This is a genomic window from Rufibacter roseus (genome assembly GCF_001647285.1).
GTDB classification, from domain to species: domain Bacteria; phylum Bacteroidota; class Bacteroidia; order Cytophagales; family Hymenobacteraceae; genus Nibribacter; species Nibribacter roseus.
Map to the genome: position 1 here is coordinate 1 of NZ_LRML01000018.1, position 23,201 is coordinate 23,201.

The window sequence follows — 23,201 nt, forward strand, 5'->3', positions numbered from 1 at the left end:
CTCGTTTTAGCTGTTTTCAAAAAACAGGCCTAAAACGAGGGGCTTCTGCTTAAATATACTTACTGTCTGGTGGAGTCTGGGCGCACAACCACATTTTTAGTTGTCTGAGAATTTGAGTTGTTCTCCTCTCCACGAGTTCTTGAGTTCCCAACGTTAGTCTGGGTTTTTTCAATGACATCTGCGTTAGAAGTGTCATTTTCCTGTGGATTCACAATGCCGTACTGGTTGTCAGTTTGTGAGGCATCTTCCGTTTCAACCCCCACCGTACCGGTTTTTTCGGGCTGGCAGGCGTAAAAGCTGGCGGAACCAGCTAATAGCAACATGGCCAATAACTTTTTCATAGTATATGTCTGCTTTAAGGTCTATCGTTCTATCTTAACTGTCAATTGCAGAAAAAAGTTATCGAAGGCCCATCAGCCATAACTCTATCTTTTAAATGGAGGCGGTAAAACTGAGGCAAAGCCTATGGGCATTTCTCCTTTCCTTTAAGGGAAAAACTGATTTGTTGGCATGTATGAAAAATACCTAGCTTTACCGTTGGAAGATAGTGCGGTGTAGGGAAAGGCTTTAAATTGGCTCATTCCGTTTTTCTTCCGTTTGCTTAATTGCCTTTCGTTTGTTCATGATACTATTACGCTCTACTGTAGCCGCTTGGCTTTTAATTATTTTGCTGGGTGCAGCGGCTTTCGCGCAAGCCCCCAAGAAACCTAACGCCGCAGAAATACGGCTGGAGTTGGAAAAGCTGAATGTGCTGGGCAGCGTGCTGTACATGGCAGCCCACCCCGACGATGAGAATACCCGCCTCATTGCTTATCTGGCTAACGAGCGCAAATACCGAACCGGCTATTTATCCTTGACCCGCGGAGACGGTGGGCAGAACTTAATTGGTTCTGAGATAAGAGAAGAGTTGGGTATCATTAGAACACAGGAGTTGTTGCAGGCTCGCCGCATTGACGGGGGCGAGCAGTTTTTCTCTAGAGCCAACGACTTCGGCTTTTCAAAGAACCCTGCTGAAACGTTCACCATCTGGAACCGAGAGCAGGTGTTGGCCGATGCTGTTTGGGTTATCCGGAAGTTCCGCCCAGATGTTATAATCACGCGTTTTTCGCCGGAGCCAAGCGGTACCCACGGGCACCACACCGCCTCTGCCATGATTGCCATGGAGGCCTTTGAAGCCGCTGCAGATCCTAAGCGTTTCCCAGAGCAGCTGAAGGCAGTAGAGCCCTGGCAGGTCAAGAGACTGTATTGGAATACCTCTTCCTTTTTCTACGGCCCTGGTCAAAAGTTTGAAACCTCTGATAAGTTAACCCTTGATGCCGGTGTCTATAACCCGCTGCTAGGAAAATCATACAATGAAATTTCAGCTGAGAGCCGCAGCATGCACAAAAGCCAAGGCTTTGGTAGCAGCAGCAGCCGTGGCGAAGCCATTGAGTATTTCGAATATCTGAAAGGAGACGCCGCCAAAAAAGATATCATGGAAGGCGTGAACACCTCCTGGAGCCGTGTGAAAGGGGGCGAAGCTGTGGCTAAATTAGTGCAGGAAGCTTTGAAGAAATATAATGCCACTAATCCGGCGCAGGTGGTGCCTCTTTTGCTGCAAGCCCATACAGCTATTGCCAAGTTGCCCGCTTCTTCTTGGAAGGAAGTAAAGCAACAAGAGGTAAAAGACTTGATCAGAGCGTGTCTGGGGCTGTATCTAGAAGCCTCAGCCCGTGATTTCTCTGCTACACCAGGGCAAGAAATTCAATTGCTGTTAGAAGCAGTGAATAGATCTACGGTGCCTGTTTCGCTTACCAAAGTAGAATACATTTTCAACCAGCAAGATTCGGTTTTACAGCAAAAGCTTGAACTGAACCAACCTTTGTTGCTGCGTACGGAGCAGCAGATCTCAGGGTCTACTCCTTATTCTCAACCCTACTGGCTGCGTATGCCGGGTTCTACCGGAATGTTCAGGGTAGACGACCAGCACTTAGTTGGGCTGGCTGAAAACCCAGCGGCGGCACAGGTGCGGTTTCACCTGACAATCATGGGGCAGCCGCTATCTTACACGCTGCCCGTGGTCTATAAAAGCACTGATCCGGTGGAGGGGGAAAAGTACCGTCCGTTTGAAATCACGCCACCAATTTTCGTGAACCTAACCGAGCAGGTGTATATTTTTCCTGATGGTCAGCCTAAGCCGGTAATGGTGCGGGTAAGGGCCGGAAAGGAAAATCTGGCGGGCGCTGTGACGCTAAGATTACCAACCGGATGGCGCTCGGAGCCGGCGCAGGCCAATTTCCAGTTAAATAGAAAAGGAGAGGAGCAGAGCATTACTTTTCAGGTGTATCCCAGCAGTGGCCAAACAGAAAGCTTTATTACTGCGGCGGCAACCGTGCAGGGCCGTACCTATACGCAAAGTTTAAAAACGATAGAGCACCCACACATACCGGCGCAGACTTTGTTCCCAGAAGCGGAGGCTAAGGCGGTCAGGCTGAACATACAGCGCAAAGGCCAGCGTATTGGCTACGTGATGGGCGCCGGTGATGAAATTCCGGCCAGTCTGGAACAGCTCGGTTACCACGTGGAACTGCTGAGGGTAGAAGATCTCACGGCTCATTCTTTACAGAAGTATGATGCCGTGGTCATGGGAGTGAGGGCGTATAATACCCTTGACCGTTTGAAGTTTCAGCAGCCCCAGCTTCTGGAGTATGTGAAAAATGGCGGTACGCTGGTGGTGCAGTACAATGTAAGCCGAGGTTTGGTCACTACAGAAATTGGGCCTTACCCACTGGAGCTATCAAATGAGAGAGTTACGGTAGAAGATGCGCCCGTTCGTTTCTTAAGGCCTACTCATCCTGTGCTGAATTACCCGAACAAAATCACTGAAGCAGACTTCAAAGGTTGGGTGCAGGAGCGCGGACTATACTTCCCGAATAAATGGGCACCAGAGTACGAAGCCGTTATTGCCTCTAACGACCCTGGTGAAAGCTCAAAAGAAGGAGGTTTGCTAGTAGCCAAATTTGGCAAAGGTCATTTCGTGTACACCGGTTATTCGTTCTTCAGAGAATTGCCAGCCGGGGTGCCGGGTGCTTACCGGCTATTTGTGAACCTGCTTTCGTTAGGGAAGTAACGTTTTGGCGCTGTTTTTCAGAAAACAGGGCTAAAACAGGAGTCATCGAAGCATACATACTTTGTTTTTGCCATTTCGCTTCTTTTTGGCGCTCATCCAGATTAATATTAACTTCCTCAATATAATAGGAAGAACATGCTTGAGAACAGGGATGATAGATTTTGAAAATATGCAGAAGAATGGTGAAAGGTAGTTCTCAAAAAAATAGAACGGCTAGTCCATTTATATGACTTACAACAATTAACAATCACCACCAACAATCAAAAAGATGACCAAAGGAGATATAGACCCGCCGCCGTTCTTTAAGAAATGGAGTTCTATGTACTGGTTGGTGCTGGCTGTGCTGGCAGTGCTGATTGTGGTGTTCTACCTAATAACTGTATCCTATAGATGAGTCAACTGGACTGGGCGGTACTGATAGGCACCATCGCGTTTATTGTGCTGTATGGCGTCTGGAAAACGCGAAAAACCCGCAACATGTCGGGCTATCTGAAAGCGGATAACACCGAACGTTGGTGGATGATGGGCCTCGCCATCATGGCCACGCAGGCCAGTGCCATTACCTTTCTGTCTACCCCGGGGCAGGCCTTTGAAGACGGCATGCGCTTCATTCAGTTTTACTTTGGTTTACCACTGGCCATGGTGGTGCTTTCTGCCACGGCTATTCCCATCTATTACCGTCTGAAAGTCTACACCGCTTATGAATACCTAGAGAGCAGGTTTGATTTGAAAACCCGATCCTTGGCGGCTATGTTGTTTCTCTTGCAGCGAGGGCTTTCTACGGGGATTACCATATATGCTCCGGCTATCATTCTATCCGCCATTCTAGGTTGGAATTTAACAGGCACCATTCTTTTTATTGGGGTGGTGGTGATTTTTTACACCGTTGTGGGCGGCGCCAAAGCAGTAAGTCAGACTCAGCGTTTGCAAATGGCGGTCATGCTGGGGGGTATGCTAGTGGCGGCAGTGGTGGTGGTGCGGCTGCTGCCTGAACAGGTGAGCTTTCCGGATGCCATGGTAGTCGCCGGTAAATTAGGGAAGCTGAATTTGGTAGATCTGAGCTTCAACCCCAATGACCGCTACAATTTATGGTCGGGTTTGATTGGCGGATTCTTTTTGGCGCTTTCTTACTTCGGTACTGACCAAAGCCAGGTAGGTCGTTATCTGGGTGGGGAAACCATTGCCCAAAGCCGCTTAGGCTTACTCATGAATGGTCTGGTGAAGGTGCCCATGCAGTTCCTGATTCTGATGGTGGGGGTGCTGGTGTTTGTGTTTTACCAGTTTCATCAGCCTCCGCTGTACTTTAACCAACAACAGGCGGCCAAAGTGATGGCTTCTGAGGCAGCTCCAGCTTGGCGCCAGTTAGAGCAAGAGAGCACTACCGCATTTGAGCAAAAAAGAGCTGCGGCCTTGGCTATGATTCAGGGCTACAAAGCCGGAGATGACGCAGCTGTAGAAACCGCCGCCCAACAGGCGCAGCAGGCGGAAGTAGTAAGAAAAGAGGCAAGGCTACAGGCGCAGGAGCTGGTGAAAAGCCAGAACAATGGCGTAAATTTAAAAGACACTGACTATGTGTTCCTGACCTTCGTGACGCAACAGCTGCCAACCGGTTTAGTGGGTTTGCTGTTGGCAGTGGTGCTTTGTGCGGCCATGGGCAGTACGGCCTCTGCATTTAACTCGTTGGCTTCTACCACCGTAGTAGACGTGTACAAGCGGTCACTAAGACCCAATGCGTCAGATAACCATTATGTACAGGCCTCCAGGTGGTTTACCGTTGGCTGGGGGGCAGTCTCCATTTTATTTGCCTTGTTTGCCCAGCAGTTGGAGAACCTGATTCAAGCCGTAAATATTCTGGGGTCCTTGTTCTATGGCACCATCTTAGGTGTATTTATAGCGGCATTCTATTTCAAAACCCTAAAGGGAAATGCTGTTTTCTGGGCCGCTGTCTTAACGCAGGCTATTATATTCTTGCTCTACTATTTCACACCCATAGCCTACCTCTGGTACAATCTTATAGGTTGCGCTTTGGTGGTTGGCCTTGGGTATTTGCTCCAGCCCTTACTGCCGCCAAATAATACTTCTGCGGCCTTAACGGATTAGACTCGTGCATCGTCTTTTATGATTGTGCTTGAGTTTTGCTCCGTACTCTTTGGTGCGTGGAAACTAGGCAAGCCTTTGGCAAGTCATTCACACTCAAATGATCAGACTGTAGTATTATTTCTAATTCAGTACTCATAAAAAAACAGGAGCCTCTCAAAAATTGAGAGGCTCCTGTTTTTAAGCTGTTTTCCTGAAAACAGGGCTAAAACGACTTACTTCTTGCCTTTTATTTCAGCCAACAGTTTTTCGTTAAGAGCAACATAGTCAGCATTGTTTTCTTTCTTGGCCAGCTCAATTGATTTCTGGGCAGTAGCGGCCGCGCCTTTGTAATCTTTGGCTTTTGCCTGCATTTTAGCCTGTTGGTGCAGCGTCCAGAACTTAGGGTCTTGCTCGTTCGCCTTTTTGATCCAGGTCAAGGCTTGTTTCATGTCTTTGCCATTATCTGCGTAATAGTTGGCAGCGGCGGCATATAAGGCTGGGGTTACGTTTGTGCCATTGATTACTTTTTCTGTAATCTGAGCCATAACTCTGCTGTCTACATCTGAAGTGATGGTGATAGGCACCAAGGTATTTTCCCACATGATTTGTAAGGTACCGCTGTTGTTCGTCAGGTCGCTAAACGCAATAGTAAAGGTTTCTACTTTGTCATCTAGTTTCTTAGCGTTCACTTTAAAGCGTACCAAGTCTTCAGATTGATTGAAGTCTTTGCCGCCGTCTCCCCAGTGCTTCGTATTCTTGTGTAATACCACGGTCCACTCTTTTTCTGCAGGTATGGTATACAGTGCATACTGACCAGCTGGTACCTTATTTCCTTCAATGGTTACCTCTTCGTTGAAAGTTATTTTAGTTGAAGCGTTGGCGCCTGTTCTCCATAATTTTCCGTAGGGTACCAAGTCACCAAAGATCTTACGGCCTTTTGTGCCAGGTCTGGAATAGTCTACTGAAACTTCGGCTAATCCAATAGCTTGTTTAATAGAAGCTGCCGGACTTGCCGCTGGCATTTTAATCTGAGCCTGAGTTGCCGTGCCGATAAAGAAAAGGGCAAATACAAGGGCGAAAGCTCCCTTTGCTAGCATCGTTTTTTTCATAATTCTTTTATTGAGTTATTTCTTTTTTCAAGGTGTAATATTAATAAAAAACCCTTATAGTATAATCCCTCTTTTATTCCTATCAAATTAAATATGAAGAAGAAATTCTACTGTTTTGAATTATTTTAATAACCTTATTTTACTGTTTTACGTATGGCGCCCTTTTGGTTCTATATTAGCATAAAGCTTACTCCTGAATTTTAATATTTTTAATAGTTTTTTAGTATAAAAGCAATGAATGTTTGTTAATTAAATATTTGAAAATCAGATAAATATAAATATATTTTAATTGTAGGTAAAAAAGTGGTTACCAAAAGTATAGTTAGTAATAAATAGCAAAGTTGAATATATGCGAATTATGATTTAAATTAGTTGTTTGTTCTTTCTATCATTCACTTTTTAACAAACCAATGAAGAAAATTTTACTAATGTTCTCCATGTTGCTAAGCGTGCTGAGTTTCAGTGCGATGGCGCAAAGTAGAACTGTCTCTGGGAGGGTTACCTCTGCTGCTGACGGTAGTCCCCTGCCTGGGGTAAGCGTGGTGGTGAAAGGTACTACTGCGGGTGCCAGCACTGACGTGAATGGCCGTTATGAATTATCGGTTAATGGAAACCAGACTTTGGTGTTTAGCTACCTAGGGTACAATACCAGAGAAGTGGCCGCAGGTGCTAACACTACCCTTGATGTTCAATTACAGGAATCTACCAGATCATTAGGTGAAGTAGTTGTAGTAGGGTATGGAACTCAAGAGCGCCGTGAATTAACTGGGGCTACAGCTCAGGTTAAGGCCGCTGCCATTGAAGATTTACCGGTTGCCGGTGTTGACCAGGCATTGCAAGGTCGTGCTGCTGGGGTGCAAATTTCTCAGAACTCAGGTACTCCTGGCGGTGGCGTAACGGTGCGGGTGCGTGGTGCCAGCTCACTAAACGCAAACAACCAGCCACTCTACGTAATTGACGGTGTGCCTATGACCACTGGTGACTTCACCCAGCTGGATTATGGCGGACAGTCAGTAAACGCCTTGTCAGACTTGAGCCCTACAGACATTGAGTCAATTGATATCTTGAAAGATGCCTCTGCCGCTGCTATTTATGGTTCACGTGCTTCTAATGGCGTGGTGTTGATTACGACCAAACGCGGTAAGGCCAACAAAACCACTATTAACTTGAACGCTTATACTGGTGTTCAGAACATGTGGAAGAAGCCAGGCTACCTGAACGCTGACCAATACCTCGAGATTCAGCGTGAAGCCTTTATCAACGATGGATATTTCGGCCCGGATGATCTGACCACTCCTGCTGAATTCTTAGACTGGTATTATGGTGGTGTTGATTTTGAGCCAGCCAATACCGATTGGATCGGTGAAATTACCAGAGAAAATGCCAGAATCAGCAACTATGAATTGTCTGCCAGTGGTGGTGACTTAAAAACACGTTATTATGTATCTGGTAACATGTTCGACCAGGAAGGTATCATCATTGGTAGCAGCTACAAGCGCTATACTGGCCGCCTAAACTTAGACCATACCTACTCAGATAAGCTTACTTTCTCAACTGGTGTACAGTTAAGCCGCTCTGAAAATAATCGTATAGTTAGTGATAACACCATCATCGGTCCGTTTGCCAACTCCTTGGCTGCTTCTCCGCTGTGGCCTGTTTATTATGAAGAAGGTGGCTACACGTTCCCTAACTACTACTACACTAACCCAGTGGCCGAGGGTAGGGAAAATGACAACCAGAGCGTTAACCTGAGAGCTCTAGGTAATATTTCTGCCCGCTACACAATTATTCCTAACTTGAATTTAGGACTTAAAGCAGGTGTTGACTACCTGAACATTGGTGAACGCAGCTATACCGGTGATAACTTCCCGGGCAGTGTGGCCGCCGCTACGCAAGGTTCTGCCACTAAATCTTCTATCACTGTTTCTAAAAGATTGTTAGAGGCAACATTAGATTACCGCTGGAACTTTAGTGAAAACAGCAGCTTGAGTTTATTGGCAGGTACTTCTACCGAGCAGAATGACCGTGATGTTACCTGGGTGACCGGTGAAGGTTTCCCAAGTGAGCGCTTCCGTTACATTGGTAGCGCCACCCGCGTAAACGCCGGTTCCAACACCTACACCCCTTGGGCGCTGCTTTCCTATTTCGGACGTGCTAACCTCAATATAGCAGATAGATACTTGGTGGGGGTTAACTTCCGGGCAGATGGTTCTACCCGTTTTGGGGAGAACAACCGCTTCGGTTACTTCCCATCTATCTCAGCCGGTTGGAGAGTTTTAGAAGAAAGCTTTATGCCAGAAATTGGAGCGTTAAGCGAACTGAAATTACGCGCCAGCTACGGTATAACCGGTAACGCCGAATTTGGAGATTTCAGATACCTTACTTTGTTCTCTGCCGCTAACTACGCTGCCAACCCAGGTATTGCCTACAACCAGTTAGGTAACCCTAACCTGAAATGGGAAGAAACAAACCAGCTGAACGTAGGTGTTGATTTAGGTTTGTTCAATAACAGATTGAACATAGCCGCTGATTACTACATCAAGAAGACAGAAGACCTGTTGTTCACCCGTCCAATCCCTACCCAAAACGGTTTGTCTGCTTATTCTGATAACGTTGGTAGCATTGAGAACAAAGGCTTTGAGTTAGCCATCAATACGGTGAACCTTGCGGCTACTGACCGTAATGGCTTTAACTGGACAACGGACTTCAATATCTCTTTCAACCGTAACAAGGTGACAGAGCTTTACGAAGGACAGGATATTTTCTACGGTTTTGGTGCCAACTCTTTGGTTTTGCGTGAAGGCCAGCCAATTGGTACCTTCTATGGTTTCAAGACTAATGGTATCTACGCCACTACCGAAGAGGCAGATGCCTCTGGCTTTGAAGATGTACAGGCCGGTGATGTGCGTTTTGTTGACGTGAACGGTGATGGAGCCATCACTGACAGCGATTTAACCATCATTGGTAATGCTCAGCCAGACTATGTAGGTGGCTTAACCAATAATTTTTCATACAAAGGGTTTGACCTGAACGTATTCCTTCAGTTCTCTGTAGGTAACGAGATTGCCAACCCAGCCATGCAGTACCAGCAGCACTTAGGTGCTTGGGATGATAACATGCGTGACTTGGTGTTAAACCGTTGGAGAGAAGAAGGTGACATCACCAACACTCCGCGCGCTACCTATGAGGATGTAAACAGAAACAACCGAAGCAACCAAGACCGTTTTGTGTACGATGGTTCTTATGCCCGTATCAAAAACCTAAGCCTGGGCTACACGCTGCCTACGTCTCTGATTTCTCGTGCTAAACTGCGCACCTTAAGGTTCTATGTGCAGGCTCAGAACTTAGTAACCTGGACCGATTATCCAGGATTTGACCCTGAGGCGAACTTTGCTGGAACTTCCAACACCACGCTGGGGGTTGACTTTTACACCTTCCCACAATCCAGAACCTTTACCTTCGGTGTTAACATAGGTTTATAATTTAGCAATCATGAAAAAACAGTTTTATATATTATTTCTAAGTGCGGGTTTGAGCGTCTTCTCAAGTTGTAGTGATGTGTTAGATGTAGAGCCTACCACTTCTATTGAGTTTGAGGGAGCTATTACTGACGCCCGCTCAGCAGACCGTGCGTTGCAGGGTGTGTACAGTGCCTTTCAGGTGGAAGACTACTACGGTTTGTCTTACTTGTACTACCAGGGTCTTTACGCTGATAACATTACCTTTGTGGGTACATTCACCACCCACCTTGAAGTAGCAGACCGCAGAATAAATCCTACAAACCTGCAGATAGCCAATACCTGGGCTGCCATTTACAGCGCCATTGGTCGTGCTAACGTGGTCATTCAGGCGGTAGAAGGTTTAGAGACAATAGACGGTGATGAGAAAAACCGCATTATTGGTGAGGCCAAATTCTTACGCGCCCTGGCTTACTTTGATTTGGTAAAAGTTTTTGGTGGAGTGCCTATTGTTACTACCCCTACCTTAGTAGCTTCTGAAATCAACTATGGTGAGAGAAAGTCAGTGGATGAGGTGTACAGCCAGATTGTTGGTGACTTACAAGATGCAGAGACCAGATTAACTGGTTTTGGTGATGTAAACTACCCATTCGGTGCTTCTGAGTATGCCGCTTCTGCTTTACTAGCGCGTGTATATTTACAACGTGGTATGAATGCAGAGGCTCGTAGCAAAGCAAATGATGTCATCACTAACGGACCATATGAACTGGCACCGAACTATGCCGATATCTTTACCGGAACCGGTATGTCTGCCCCAACAAATGAGTCAATATTTGAATTGGCGTTCAACCGCGATGATCCGAATGCCTTGGCCACTTCCTCTAACCCATCTACCCCGGGTCAGAAGTTCTATGTTTCAACGAACCTCTATAACGTGTTTGAAGCCTCGGGGGCGCAAGGTGATGAGCGTTTTGCCGCCAGTGTACAAATGCAAGGCACCCGCCGCCGCATTGTTAAGTACAGTGATGTAGTGCAGAGTGCAGATAACGTACCGGTTATTCGTTTAGCGGAAATGTACCTCATCAGAGCGGAAGCAAACGCCAGATTAGGTAACGCTAATTTGCCAGCCAGCCTTCAGGTAATTTCTGATATCAACGCAATCAGAGAAAGAGCAGGCTTGAATCGGATAGTAGTAGGAACTATGACCAATGCGCAGGCTTTAGCTGAAATTCTGCAGCAGCGTAGGTTAGAATTTGCGTTCGAAGGGCTGCGTTTCATGGACCTGAAGCGTTACAATGCTACCTGTCAGGCGCCTTTGAACTTCTGCGCTCCAGACAATAATTTCCGTAACTTATGGCCAATTCCGTACCAGCAGTTTGTCACAAACCCAACGCTAGGTATGCAGAACACAGGCTACAACTAAGATCATAACTACTTTACATTGAAAAAGGGAAGGCAATTTGCCTTCCCTTTTTGTTTTTGTAGATAATCAGAAGCTGTAGGAAAAGTAAAAGCGAACTATCTATACACCATCAATATCAAAGTTTACTCCTCCTCCAGCACAGTCAATTCAGCAAAGTCTTTCACCATACGAGAGGCATCACTTGTCCTGACGGGCTACCAGAACATAACCCCACGCTCTCTGTATGGCTGAGTTTGGCTGTATAGCATAAGGCTGCTCTTGTATGAGGTCTTGCAGGTGGGCAAGCCGTTCAGAGGTGAGCGGATGGGTGCTTAGCAGTGCAGGGGTTTGTGCTTCAGCTGTAGAGGAGGCTTGCAACCGCTGAAATAACTGTTGCATTCCATTAGGGTCTAATTTATTTTCCTGTAAAACCTGAAAACCAGCGGTGTCGGCTTCTTTTTCTAGTGACCTGCTGTACCTTAAAGACTCCAGTTTGTCTGCGTTTTCCAGAACAACTGCTGCCAATCCACTTACATCGTTGAAAAGCAAAGTCACCAAAAGGTAAGTAGACATACTACGGGCAAGGCCTCTGAGGGAATGCCTGTTCTGGGCGTGAGCAAACTCATGGCCCAGCAAAGCGGCCAATTCTGCAGGCGATTGCAGTGAATCTAAAAGCCCAGTATAAATCACCATGTGTCCGCCCGGGAGAGCAAAGGCATTGACTGATTCTTTACGAACCACCGTTACCTGCAAAGGGTAGTTTGATTGTAGCTCTAGTTGCTGCAAAAACTGATTTACGGCTACACTGCTAGCTGAATCTATGTCTTCGTCAGACAACAGCTGCGCATACAGTTTTTCACCAATTTTTACTTCTGCCTGCGGAGGCAGCTGGTCAATAAGCCAATCTGAGAGCAGGGGTAAAAGTAAAAAATAAGCTGCCACCAAACCACCAAGCATCAATAAAACCAGAAAGTACAGTGATCCTTTTTGTGATTTGGGGGCTGGTAAGGCATTACGGTGGAAAACTGCGTCAGGGTAGGTGGCCTTGATTAAATCGGCAAAAGTTGGAGAAACTACTTCCAGCGTTTGAGTGGGCGTAGAACCAAATGAAAGAATGGTTTGGTCACCTTTCCGGAATGCATGGGGGTGTATTTGGTGGGCAGGCCAAAAGTAAACGGTATGTTTATCTATTTGTATCTGCAAGCCTTCCGGCTCTACTAAAACTTTAACTACTTGTTCACTAGCGTCAGGTGCATTCTTATAGTTGCCTGTAAAAGAAGGTAGGTTCTCGTGCATCTTTCCAAAGTTAGCAGGTGAGACTTTTGCTAATAAAAAATATCCTGCTGTTTTGAAGCTAATTTCTGAAAAACAGCCTCAAAACAACAGGATGTTCAATTTCAATTCTTCACGCAACAGCTATTGAACCAAAAGTTAGGGCAGCAGAAGAGAACTGTCTCCGTAGCTCAAAAAGCGGTAGTTGTTGGCCACGGCATGTTTGTAGACCTTCTGCCAGCTGGAACCAATCATGGCAGAAACCAAGAGCAGTAGCGTACTCTGAGGCTGGTGAAAATTGGTGACAATTCCATTGCAAAGTCTGAATTTATAGCCAGGGGCAATGAGAATGCGCGTGTTTGCCTGCAGGTGCGATATCCGGTGGCGGTCCATGTGCTGAAGCACGCTTTCTAACGACTCTTGCGCAGACAGATTGGTTTTGACATCATAGGGAAACCACTGGGGCACATGCTGTTCTTCCTCGTCCTGCGGCAGCAGCCCCAATGATAATCCTGCTCCAAGCCAGTAAAGGCTTTCCAGGGTGCGCATGGAGGTAGTGCCAACTGGTATGATAGGGTGCTGTAGGCGGTGCAAAAGCTGCTCTACAAATGCACGGCTCACCGACATTTGCTCCCCGTGCATGTAGTGATACTCCATCAGCTCTGCTTTTACAGGTTTAAAGGTGCCGGCGCCCACGTGCAGCGTTACAAAAGCCTGCTGATGTCCTTGTTTTTGCAATTGCTCCAGCACCTGCGGGGTAAAGTGCAAACCAGCAGTGGGGGCAGCCACTGCACCTTGCTCAGAAGCATACACGGTTTGGTAACGTTCCTGATCCTCAGGCTGGGCATCACGGTTCATGTACGGGGGCAATGGCAGCAGACCTACCAATTCAAGTACCTCCGCAAATGTTTTATGGCCGGGGCTCCACGTGAAATGAATGGCAAAGCCTTCTTCAGCCGGAGCCAAGCGCTCTGCCCATAAAGTGCCGTCTTGCGGTTGGGAGCCCAAGGGTAATTCTAACCGTCCTTCGCGCCAGCGCTTGTTGTTGCCTACCAAGCACTTCCAAACCACAGACTGGGTTTGTTGCATGGCTCCCTGTAGTTCCCGTACGGGCTCTAAAGGCTCAAGGCAGAAGAGCTCAATGGTGCCACCGGTAGGCTTCTGAAACCGGAGCCTGGCCTGCACTACTTTGGTGTCATTGAACACCAACAGAGACTGCGGGGGCAGCACCGAAGGTAAATCTTTAAACTGATGGTCCGCAATGCGGCCGTTCTTGTAAAGCAGTAGCCGCGACTGATCACGTGCTTCTAGCGGATATTGGGCAATCAGCTCATCCGGTAAGTCGTAGGTGAAGTCTGAAATGGCTATTTGCCGTGGGTTGTGGTTTGTCATGTAGGTTTAAAACGAAAGAAAAGCAAAGGTAGAAATCAGAAATAAGCCAATACTACCTGCTTCTCAGATATTTAATTGATACAGGCTCAGGTAATCGGTTTTTCGCCTATTTCTTCTTGTTCCAGGTCGCTTAACTCCAGTTCCAGTGCTTTAACAGATATCTGAATTTCCCACAGTGAAAGCACCATAGACACCATGAGCAGCACAAGCGCCAGACCAAAAATGATTTTACCGGCTGTTTGCCACCCCTGATATAAGGTGAACATGCAAAAGGCGCAGCAAAACATACTGGCAATGCCAAAGGCCTGCATGTTCCGGATAAGGTTTAGCCGGATGCGTAGGTTTTGAATTTGCCCAAAAATGAGGTGGTTGTGCGTAGATTTGTAAATGTTCTTTAAGTTCCGAATTAGACTGGCCAAAGCCATGAAACGGTTCGTGAAGGCAAGCAACAGCAGAGAAAGAGCAGGGAATAAAAGGGCAGGGGTGTTGATTGTGATATCCATAAGCCGGGCAGCGAAAAAGGGCTTGGCGCTAGAGATTACTCTTCTGAGTCTTCATCTTGCGAAGGAAATTCAAGGTTTTGTGCCAGTTCAAAGCCGCTGGCTATAATACTGTCCGCCTCTTCTTTAGAGGAAGCGCCTAAGGTAGACTCAAACAAAGCCAGTACTTCTTCTGCCTCAGTGTTCACGTACAAGTCAGTATACAGCTCTTCAAAGAGAAAACTTTTCTTTTGAATAGTGGCATCAATTTCTGCTACGTTTTGAGCAGCAAGAGCATCTTCCAATAAATCACGAACCATAGCGCTGTCTTCATCACCGCCCAAATCAGTGAGGAGTTGCATGAGGGAGATACCTATCCCCAGACGTAACCGCTCAAATCTGAAACTCACTTCCTCCTGACTTTTACGACCTGGTCTGGCTTCTGTGAGGGCTTTCTCCAGGTCTTTGTACAAAGGAGTTATTTTTTGAAGAACAGTGTCTTGCTCGGCAACAAATGCCTGCTGTATAAAGCCTTGATAAGTAGATGCACTCATGTATAAGGTATTAGGCGTGTGTATAAGCTCGGGTAATTGTAGAATACGAACTTAAGCGCTGCAAGGTACGCAGCATCTCAAGATAGAAAAAGAGCAACAGTGTTTTTAGCTTGTTTTTGCAAAAACAGGTAAAAAAACAGGCCTAGCGCACTTAGTGAGAATGAGCTAGGCCTGTAAGAATGTTTTGGCTGCCAATACTGGTTTTATCTTGCCGATGCCCCACTGATGATTTGCCCAAAGAACAAGCTGTTCAGGAAGAGCTTGTTGGTGCCGTACCAGAACGCCCGGAAGTTAGGGTTGTCTACAATGCCAATGACTCTGCCACTGCCAATAGCGGATACTCCAATGGCTGCCGAGCTTTTCAGGTTGGCGTAGTTATGATTACTAATGTAACCAGCCTGTAACGGATCTGCCGTGTACATTAACGGATTGGCATACGGGTTCTGGCTCCGCTCCAGAAACAAAGTAGAGTTACGGAAGATGGGCAGCTGCGATTTGGTGTAGCCGTACCCCAGCGGGTGGCTAAGGTCCAGTCTGGTGTCAAAGATGGCTCCGCCAATCTGCTGCGCTCCACGTGCGTTTTCAAGATCTGCATACAATCCCTGAACAGTTTTTGCACCTGTGCCAGTGGTGGTTCTGAAGTTGAATTCACCTAAATTATTACTGGCTAGCCATCTTAAAGAGTTGCCAGTGGCTACTAGGGTGCCGCCGCCTTGAACCCAACTCCGTAATTTCTCTCTGCCAGAAGTGCTGATGTCGTTGAAAGAGCCATCGGGCAGAATGATGGTGTTGTAGCGGCTAAGGTTGGCGCGGTTAAGTCTGTCTTGGGTCAGCAAAGTAACCTGCATGCCAAAACGGTCGTCCAGCAAATGCCAGATTTCGCCGGCATCTAAATAACTTACTCCACCCTCTACCACCATGACCACTTTCGGCTGCTTCAGATTCAACATGGTTGGGCTGCCCAAAGAAACACCTTCGCTGTTAAGACCGGTGCTAAGGCTATAAATGGTAATTCCGTTGCTTTGAGCAATGTTTTGCAAGTGGGTGTACAAGGAATCTGGGGGAAGTGATTGGCCAGTTACCGGAATTAGAATGGAGCCGTAATCGAAAGATTGACCATTAACCGTACTGAAGCGGTTTGTAGCCACTCTTGTTTGAATGCCTAACTCCTGCAGTTGGTACAGGGCCCGAGGTGCATAATAGCCATGCCACTCAAAAGCGTATGCATAGTGGTTTTGCCCTCCTTCAAGAGTGCCAGTGGGCTTTACAATTTGATCAAGACGTGGTCCGGCGTCTTTCGTGTTTTTAAGGGTGGCACAGTCTAGGTTAAACGCCAGCGGAAAGGTCCAGGCAGAAATATCATAAAAGAGGCTGTCCTGAAACTTGGTTCTCTTTTCAAACATGGCCTCAATGAGGCGGTACTGTGGTTGGGCCAGAGGCACAATGTAGGCGTTCTCTGGCGTATAAGTCATGTTGCCCACCGTAATATTTTGTTTTGGTCGATGCAGCTGAATCTGGTGCTGCTGCATGATCTCCGCTAAATGATAAGCACGCATGGCGTCTTTCTCTGTTCCGAATATATAGGCCGCCGCCCCAGCCTTGGCGCCTTCCTTCACCGATTGCTGATAGAACGTTCTCTGGTGCTCCAGCATTTCCTGCCGCATGTTCTGCACAGCCTCTAAAGAAGAAAGGGTAGTAGTGAATTGGTTCCGGATGGTAAACGGGAAGGTAAGTACACCGTTCACGCTTTCCTGCGCGTGCCCTCTTGAACTAGCCTGCTCAAAAAGAATACCAACTGCCCCGTTCACATCTGGATAGGTAGAGCCTTTGCCGTAGTAAAAATCATCGTAGCTTTCTTCTGTGTAATAAAAAGAACCAATCTTGTCTAGCGCTTTAGCGTGGTAGGTGCTAATTTTTTTAGTGATTTCAAACGCCTTCGCCGGAGAAAGTGGGTGGTTGCGGCTAGGTATGCCCGGCTGGAAAAAGAAGGTGGAGTTGGTGCCCATCTCGTGGTGGTCGGTGAGCAGGTTAGGCTTCCACTCGTGGAACTTAGCAAGTCTACCCCTTGACTCGGGGTGCTGTAGCGGTAGCCAGTCGCGGTTCAGGTCAAACCAGTAATGGTTGGTGCGGCCGCCAGGCCAGGTTTCAGAGAATTCCCGGTTATTAGGGTCAGTCACCAAATTCTTGCCTCGGTTCGAATTTACCCAGGTAGAAAATCTATGTAAGCCATCTGGATTGATGCTGGGGTCTACCAGAATCACCGTTTCCCGCAGCAGTCTCTCTATTTCGGGACCTTGGGCTGCGGCTAAATGATACACGGCCAGCAAAGATGCGTTTGAGCCACTCGGTTCATTGCCATGCACGCTATAGCCCATCCAGATAACGGCGGGCATGTTGCTGATGTCTAATTTACCTGACACATTTGGATCTGTGAGTTGCTGGTGCTTTTGTTTGATGCCTTCTATCTGCCGGTGGTTATCTGGGCTACTGATGGTGAGCAGCAGCAAGGGGCGGTTTTCATGGGTGCGGGCGTACTCTACCAGGGTAATGCGGTCAGATGCGGCATCCATGGCCTTCATATAACTCACCAGTTGGTCATGCGATACGTGCCAGTCACCTATCTCATATCCTAGCAGTTCCTTGGGCGTGGGTATGCTTTCGTTGTAGGTAACGTGGGCGGGCAGGTAATATGACAAAGATGTTTGGGCAAGGCTCATATAGGTTGGTAAACCCAAAAGAAAACAGAGTAGAAATAAACGCATAGGGTGTGGTTAGAGGGCACTGATACAGAAGCTACTTAGTTGCAATATGTCCTTTATTTACCCTTTTTGCAAGCTGGTTTCCCCTGCTGCTTAATGGCAACATAGTCAGTTACTTTTATCTGATTTATTACTTATCTTACTAAGAAAAACCGGAGGCAGAATACCCATCTCTACTACTTCACATGGCAAAGGTCAGGTCATTATTCTGGGGGATATTCATTTGCAGTAGCCTGGTAATAGCTACTGCCGCCGGACAATCTTTGCGGGTAGAGTCAGGGGCGTTTCAATTTCCTAATGGCAAGAACCGAGTTCGTGTTCCGTTTAAATTCATCCATAACCTGGTGATCATACCAGTTCAAATAAATAATTCAAAACCATTCCATTTTGTATTAGATACTGGGGTAGACCGCACGCTGTTGGTAGAAGTAGGTTTGTATGATTCAATTGCGCTGCATGATGTGGAATACCTATACCTGAGAGGCCTAGGTAAAGGTGCGGGCATAGAGGCTATACTCTCAAACGGAAACACTTTGAAGGTGGCAGGGGTAGAGGCGCGGCAGCAACAGTTATTGGTACTAGAGCAGAATATTTTCAATATATCGGCAAAGGTGGGTATGGAAGTGAACGGTATAATTGGGTACCCTCTGTTCAAAGAGTTTGTGGTGGAAATAGATTATGCCAACAAGATGCTGAGTCTATACAAACCGGGCTTTTACCCAATGAAAAGAGCTCAAAAAGCAGTGAAAGTACCCCTTACAATTGAAGATAAGAAGCCTTACCTGAAGGCCAGAGCAGTTGCGGAAGATGGCAAGGCAACAGACGTGAAATTGATAGTAGACAGTGGCATGAGCTCTACCATGCTGCTATACCCTACTACCTTGCCACCGTCTTTTGTTCCTCATAAAACCATTGAGTCTTTTTTAGGGAATGGTCTGAACGGAGAGATTCATGGTGAGATTGGTAGAATAAAAGCAATCAGCATTGGGGGCTTTGAATTAGAAAATCCAACGGCTTCTTTCCCTGATTCGCTTTCGGTGAGGCATGCGTTAACACTGAACAACCGCAACGGAAACCTGGGAGCGGACATTTTACACCGGTTTAGGGTGGTGTTTGATTATGCCAATTCTCAAATGCTGTTAACTCCTAACTACTATTTTAAAAAGCCCTTTTACTTTAACCTTTCAGGTATGGAAGTAATGTGTCCACTTCCGGGGCACAACTTTTATGCAATTGCGAATGTGTTTCCAGATTCACCGGCAGATAAGGCCGGTTTAAAAAAAGGAGACAATATTGTAAGTATCAACGGGGAAAAGTGTTTTGAAAAATCTTTTACCGAAGTGTTGGACGCCTTAAAGAGCAGACCCGGCCGTAAAATCAAATTGAAAATAACCCGTGATTTAAAAGTTATTGAAACCATTCTGCATTTGGAAGATGTGATTTAATATTACTCTGTTTAAGCAGCGGAGCCTGTTTTGGGGCTGTTTTTACGAAAACAGCCCCAAAACAGGCTCCGCCTAGTATTTCAGTAGGTTATTCTATTTTGAGTTTTTAGGATTAATAAACTCATATACCGCAGAGAAGTCTTGCTCCGATAAGCCTGCAGTTTTGGCCATGGCGAAGAGTTCTTTTGCCGCCTGAAGCGCCGGTAAAGCAACTTCTTTTTCATAAGCCGTTACACTGGCCAGATGCAGGTCTTTGTGCATCCACTCCAGCGGGAATTCAGGGGAGAAGTCGCGGGTGAGCAGCTTTTGTTCTTTCACTTTCAGGAATGGGGCACCACCGGGGCTGTTCATTAGGGTCTGGCACAGCGTTTCTTCTGAAATCCCCAAAGAGGTACCCAAACGTAGGGCTTCGGCAAACGCCACCATTACCTGGCCAAATAACATGTTGTTTACCATTTTCATGCTGGCACCTTGCCCGTGCGGTCCCACGTGATTTACTGCTTTACCCATGGCATCTAAAAAAGGACGTACTTCATCTACGTCTTTTGCTTCGCCGCCAATTAAAAAGATGAGTTCACCGTTTTGGGCAGGCTTAAGAGAGCCAGAAACAGGGGCGTCTAAAAAGCGATGCCCCATTTTAAGGGCCACCTGCGCCATGCGTTGACTAAACGAAGGATTTACGGTACTGCAATCTACCCATAGCGAGTTGCCGGGCAGTTCTTTCAAAAAACCATCTCGCCCAAGAGCCACTTCTTCCACAGCCTCAGGGGTAGAGAGCATGGTAAAGACTACCCGGCACTGTTTTCCAACTTCTTCAGGTGAGTTGGCTAACGTAGCTCCTCCTTTTACTAATTCTTCCGCCTTTTCCTTGGTGCGGTTGTACACCACTAAATCAAAACCTGCCTTTTGCAAGTTGGCTGCCATACGGCTGCCCATTATTCCTAAACCTATGAATCCTGCTTTCATGTTGCTGTTTTAAGTGAACCACGAAGTAAGGGTTTACGGGGCGGGTCTGCAAATAGCTGCGGTTAATGGTATTTATGACAGAACAGCAGCACCTAGAATTAACGTTGTTTAGGGAATTGAAAGCAAAAGGTGGTGCCTTGCCCTTCAGTGGACTTAACGGTAAGATGAATACCATGAAAACGGGCAATGGTCTGCACAATGGGCAAGCCTAAGCCGTGGCTCTCGCCATCAGCGGCATGCAGGCGCTTAAAGCGGCTGAAGATGTGGGGCAATTGGTCCTCTGGTATGCCCACGCCGGTGTCAGTTATGCACAACTCATAGCCTTTTGCTAAAGGTTTACCGGCTAATAAAATAGAGCCTTCTGGTTTGTTATATTTGATGGCATTGTTCACCACGTTAAACAACATGGTGAAAAGAAGGGAGTGATTTACGTGAGTTAAATGATATACACCAGATAAATCCGTTTGAATTTCCACCTGCTTTACCTCTGCCCGTTCTTTTATTTCCTCTACCACTTCGTTTACCAGCGCCGGTAATTCCACCGAATCATTCTTAATATACTGCTCATTTTCAATGCGGGAGATAAGCAAGAGGGCCTGAATAATGCTTTTAAGCCGGTGCAGGGTACGTAAATTGTCTACCAACTTTTCAAGAAGTGGTTCAGGCGTGTCTGGGTCTGAAAGAAGGTTCTCTAGCCGGGTCTGCAGTATGGAAATAGGAGTGAGCAACTCATGAGACACATTGCCAATAAACTCTTTCTCTTGCTGGAAGACATCCTGAATCTGGCCCATCATGTGGTTGATGGTGTTGTTCAGGTACAGGAAATCATCCGTAGAGGTGTTGAGTGGCTTAGGGGTGAACGTGCTGGGGTGCTCTATTTTTTGCAGTCTTTTTACAATAAGGGTAAGCGGGCGCAGTAAAATCTTACTGAAAGCCAAATCAACAAAAACCGTCAGCAGCACCACTGCCACCAAAAAGAGAAGGGCATAACGCTGCAGGGTTTGGCTGTTGTCTCCAATGGTAGCTAGTGAACGGCCAATTTCTAAGAGGTACCGTTTGTCGCCCAAATCAAAAGTAGAGGACAAAACGCGGTACTCTACCACTTCACCGTCTACTTTGCGCAGGCTGTTTTCTATGGAATTGATAACCCGCCCAGAAGATATTTCCTCCAGTGAGATAAAATCTTCTTTCAACAGGTTATAGGAACCATAGGCATTACCGGTTTCTTCAGTAATGAATGATTCTATCCCCTCTTCCTCTATAATATCATACATCCGCACTTCCTTCTCCATCAGGCGAACATCGGCGTTATGGAGCGCGACTGTATTCACCAGTGTAGGCAGTACAAGAATGAGTACCAGCAGAATAATTATTTTAGAAACCGCACTAAAGAGGGTTAGCTTAGATTGAAGCCGCATAACGGATGATAAGGTGGAGTGATACTAATGTAGTCAACAGGTACAAAAGCAACGGGTGCTTTCATCAAGGCAGCTATCCTGTTTTTTTAATTGGAGCTTTGTTTCCTATGCACATAAAAAGAACACTGTACAGGTCCAATAAATTAAGCTGTCAGTCTATAACCTACGCCCCGCACTGTCTCAATCCAGTCGGTGGGACCATAAGCAGAGAGTTTTTTGCGGAGGTTTTTGATATGGACATCAATATAATTTGAGTCATAATCATCTTCAAGCACGTTGCCCCAGATATGTTCTGTCAACTGCAGACGCGTGAGAATCCGGTTTTTGTGCAGCACCAGGTAATGCAGTAAATCGAACTCTTTTTTGGTGAGCATGATTTCATTGCCTTCATATTGCACTCGCCGGGTGTTGGTGTCTAGGTCATAGCCATTGAACGAAACCGTAGACGACTTTAATTTAAATTTGCGGCGTAAAACGGCCTGCATGCGGGCCTGCAGTTCTAGCAATGAAAATGGCTTGGGTAAATAGTCATCGGCACCTAAGCCCAAACCTTTAATACGGTCTTCCAGTGAGCCGCGAGCGGTGAGCACAATGACAGCGGGGTCATGCTCCAGCGCCCTGGTTTCGGCTAAGAGATCTAGGCCGTCATAATCGGGCAGACCCAGATCCAACAAAATAAAATCATACAGGTTGACGGCTATTTTTTCTGAGGCTTCTCGCCCGTCAGAGGCCCAGTCGCACTTGTAATGCTCTTTAGAAAGAAAGTGCACCAGCTCATTGGCCAAACTGGCCTCGTCTTCCACTATCAATACGTGCATAACTGTTTTTATAAAGTGTGATTTAGAAAGTGTAGCTAACGTTGAAGGTATAGAAAGACTGCGCTTTAGATTCGTCACCTTCCAGTTTATTAACCGGAATAGAATAGCGGTAGGTAGGCTCAAAATCGAAATTCCCCAGACTGAATACCACCGGTACACTTAAAGAGTAGTTGATGACCTTAAACCTCCGCTTGGTTGTGGTAGTGGTAGTGGTGGTAGTGTTATTGTTCCCGTTTCCGTTGTTTCCGCCAATGGGTAGTGGGTCTAAAACACTGCCCAGACCATTGTTCTTCTTGTTTTCTGTTACTTGTGTGTAAGTCTCGGAAAACTGCTGTGTACCAGCAATGATACTGATTTTAGGGTCAAGGCCAACGGCGTTTTTGCCTTTCCAGAGTGGCTCTAAAGGAATGTAACGAGAGTTGTCCAGCACTGTGAAGAAATCATTGCTGCCACCAAATGTGTAGCTGGCAGAAAGCCCGGAATAAAGAATTTTCCAGTCATACATTCCCGAAGCTGAAACAGCGTTAGAGGTAACAGACTGAATTAACGGGGTGTTGGGGCCGAAGAAAAATCTGGTGTAGCTCAGGGTGCCGTCAAATCTTTCGCCAACATTAAAGCTGTAGCCCGCCGAAACATCTGTTTCGTCTATCTCATCCTGGGTATTGAACAAGTGGTAAGACATAGCAGACAACCATAAGCCAGAGCGGTGGGTGTAGGTAAGAGACCCAGCCACATATGGATATTGGGTGGCAGTGTTGCGGCCGTAGAAAGAAGCGTTATTGGCTGTTTCCAAGCCAATGGTCCACCAGCCTTTTTTTGTTTCAGTTACTGTGTCTGCTGCATCAGTTTGCGCAAGCGCTGGCAAAGTAGCCAGGCTGCTCATTAGCAAACAGAATCCAATTATCTTTTTCATCTGCATAGATTAAAATGAAATGGAGAAA

At 46.6% G+C, this 23,201-nt stretch carries 17 protein-coding genes; 6 read left to right on the forward strand and 11 right to left on the reverse strand.

Annotated features, from left to right (window positions below; all coding sequences use genetic code 11):
• Nucleotides 1–59: 59 nt before the first annotated feature.
• Nucleotides 60–341, reverse strand: a complete 282-nt coding sequence (locus A8O23_RS18890; protein ID WP_066624917.1) for a hypothetical protein — start codon at nucleotides 339–341, stop codon at nucleotides 60–62.
• A gap of 281 nt (nucleotides 342–622) precedes the next feature.
• On the opposite strand from A8O23_RS18890, the gene A8O23_RS18895 reads away from it, so the two are divergent.
• The 3 genes from A8O23_RS18895 (at nucleotide 623) to A8O23_RS18900 (ending at nucleotide 5,209) form a co-directional block, all read left to right on the forward strand.
• The gene (locus A8O23_RS18895; protein WP_066624919.1) at nucleotides 623–3,109 is read left to right on the forward strand and encodes a PIG-L family deacetylase; all 2,487 of its coding nucleotides are present in this window, start codon (nucleotides 623–625) and stop codon (nucleotides 3,107–3,109) included.
• Between the two features lie 268 nt (nucleotides 3,110–3,377).
• Complete coding sequence (locus A8O23_RS22015; protein WP_262506468.1) at nucleotides 3,378–3,503, forward strand: hypothetical protein; 126 nt, start codon at nucleotides 3,378–3,380, stop codon at nucleotides 3,501–3,503.
• Nucleotides 3,500–5,209, forward strand: coding sequence for a sodium:solute symporter (locus tag A8O23_RS18900; RefSeq protein ID WP_066624921.1), 1,710 nt, complete (start codon nucleotides 3,500–3,502; stop codon nucleotides 5,207–5,209). The genes A8O23_RS22015 and A8O23_RS18900 overlap by 4 nt, the downstream gene beginning before the upstream one ends.
• Before the next feature lie 212 nt (nucleotides 5,210–5,421).
• Here A8O23_RS18900 and A8O23_RS18905 read toward each other — a convergent pair whose 3' ends face one another.
• Complete coding sequence (locus A8O23_RS18905) at nucleotides 5,422–6,297, reverse strand: DUF2911 domain-containing protein (protein ID WP_082883164.1); 876 nt, start codon at nucleotides 6,295–6,297, stop codon at nucleotides 5,422–5,424.
• Nucleotides 6,298–6,707: 410 nt separating this feature from the next.
• Between A8O23_RS18905 and A8O23_RS18910 the strand changes: the two genes are divergently transcribed.
• Nucleotides 6,708–9,779, forward strand: coding sequence for a SusC/RagA family TonB-linked outer membrane protein (locus A8O23_RS18910; protein ID WP_066624929.1), 3,072 nt, complete (start codon nucleotides 6,708–6,710; stop codon nucleotides 9,777–9,779).
• Between the two features lie 10 nt (nucleotides 9,780–9,789).
• The gene (locus A8O23_RS18915) at nucleotides 9,790–11,178 is read left to right on the forward strand and encodes a RagB/SusD family nutrient uptake outer membrane protein (protein WP_082883165.1); all 1,389 of its coding nucleotides are present in this window, start codon (nucleotides 9,790–9,792) and stop codon (nucleotides 11,176–11,178) included.
• Between the two features lie 177 nt (nucleotides 11,179–11,355).
• Here the strand turns inward: A8O23_RS18915 and A8O23_RS18920 are convergent, their stop codons facing one another.
• From A8O23_RS18920 to A8O23_RS18940, 5 genes are all read right to left on the reverse strand, one after another.
• Nucleotides 11,356–12,453 carry a M48 family metallopeptidase gene (locus A8O23_RS18920; protein ID WP_066624935.1) on the reverse strand — a complete coding sequence of 366 codons (1,098 nt, stop codon included), beginning with the start codon at nucleotides 12,451–12,453 and terminating at the stop codon, nucleotides 11,356–11,358.
• A 135-nt stretch (nucleotides 12,454–12,588) separates the two neighbouring features.
• A complete protein-coding gene (locus A8O23_RS18925) occupies nucleotides 12,589–13,821 on the reverse strand; it encodes an S-adenosylmethionine:tRNA ribosyltransferase-isomerase (protein ID WP_066624937.1) in 1,233 nt (410 codons plus the stop codon).
• A gap of 86 nt (nucleotides 13,822–13,907) precedes the next feature.
• On the reverse strand, nucleotides 13,908–14,324 hold the full coding sequence (locus A8O23_RS18930; RefSeq protein ID WP_066624939.1) for a DUF2721 domain-containing protein: 417 nt from the start codon (nucleotides 14,322–14,324) through the stop codon (nucleotides 13,908–13,910).
• Between the two features lie 35 nt (nucleotides 14,325–14,359).
• Entirely contained in the window at nucleotides 14,360–14,854 is a 495-nt protein-coding gene (locus A8O23_RS18935) for a hypothetical protein (protein WP_066624942.1), read from the reverse strand.
• 203 nt (nucleotides 14,855–15,057) lie between these two features.
• Entirely contained in the window at nucleotides 15,058–17,571 is a 2,514-nt protein-coding gene (locus tag A8O23_RS18940; protein WP_239693453.1) for a M14 family metallopeptidase, read from the reverse strand.
• Between the two features lie 227 nt (nucleotides 17,572–17,798).
• Here A8O23_RS18940 and A8O23_RS18945 point away from each other — a divergent pair, with 227 nt between their 5' ends.
• The gene (locus tag A8O23_RS18945) at nucleotides 17,799–19,058 is read left to right on the forward strand and encodes a PDZ domain-containing protein (protein ID WP_066624945.1); all 1,260 of its coding nucleotides are present in this window, start codon (nucleotides 17,799–17,801) and stop codon (nucleotides 19,056–19,058) included.
• A gap of 93 nt (nucleotides 19,059–19,151) precedes the next feature.
• Here the strand turns inward: A8O23_RS18945 and A8O23_RS18950 are convergent, their stop codons facing one another.
• The 4 genes from A8O23_RS18950 to A8O23_RS18965 form a co-directional block, all read right to left on the reverse strand.
• Nucleotides 19,152–20,024, reverse strand: a complete 873-nt coding sequence (locus A8O23_RS18950; RefSeq protein ID WP_066624951.1) for an NAD(P)-dependent oxidoreductase — start codon at nucleotides 20,022–20,024, stop codon at nucleotides 19,152–19,154.
• A 98-nt stretch (nucleotides 20,025–20,122) separates the two neighbouring features.
• Nucleotides 20,123–21,442 (reverse strand): sensor histidine kinase, encoded by a 1,320-nt coding sequence (locus A8O23_RS18955; protein WP_066624954.1) that lies wholly within the window; start codon nucleotides 21,440–21,442, stop codon nucleotides 20,123–20,125.
• Between the two features lie 143 nt (nucleotides 21,443–21,585).
• A complete protein-coding gene (locus tag A8O23_RS18960; RefSeq protein WP_066624956.1) occupies nucleotides 21,586–22,260 on the reverse strand; it encodes a response regulator transcription factor in 675 nt (224 codons plus the stop codon).
• A 22-nt stretch (nucleotides 22,261–22,282) separates the two neighbouring features.
• The gene (locus A8O23_RS18965) at nucleotides 22,283–23,173 is read right to left on the reverse strand and encodes a TorF family putative porin (RefSeq protein ID WP_153042288.1); all 891 of its coding nucleotides are present in this window, start codon (nucleotides 23,171–23,173) and stop codon (nucleotides 22,283–22,285) included.
• Nucleotides 23,174–23,201 lie beyond the last annotated feature (28 nt).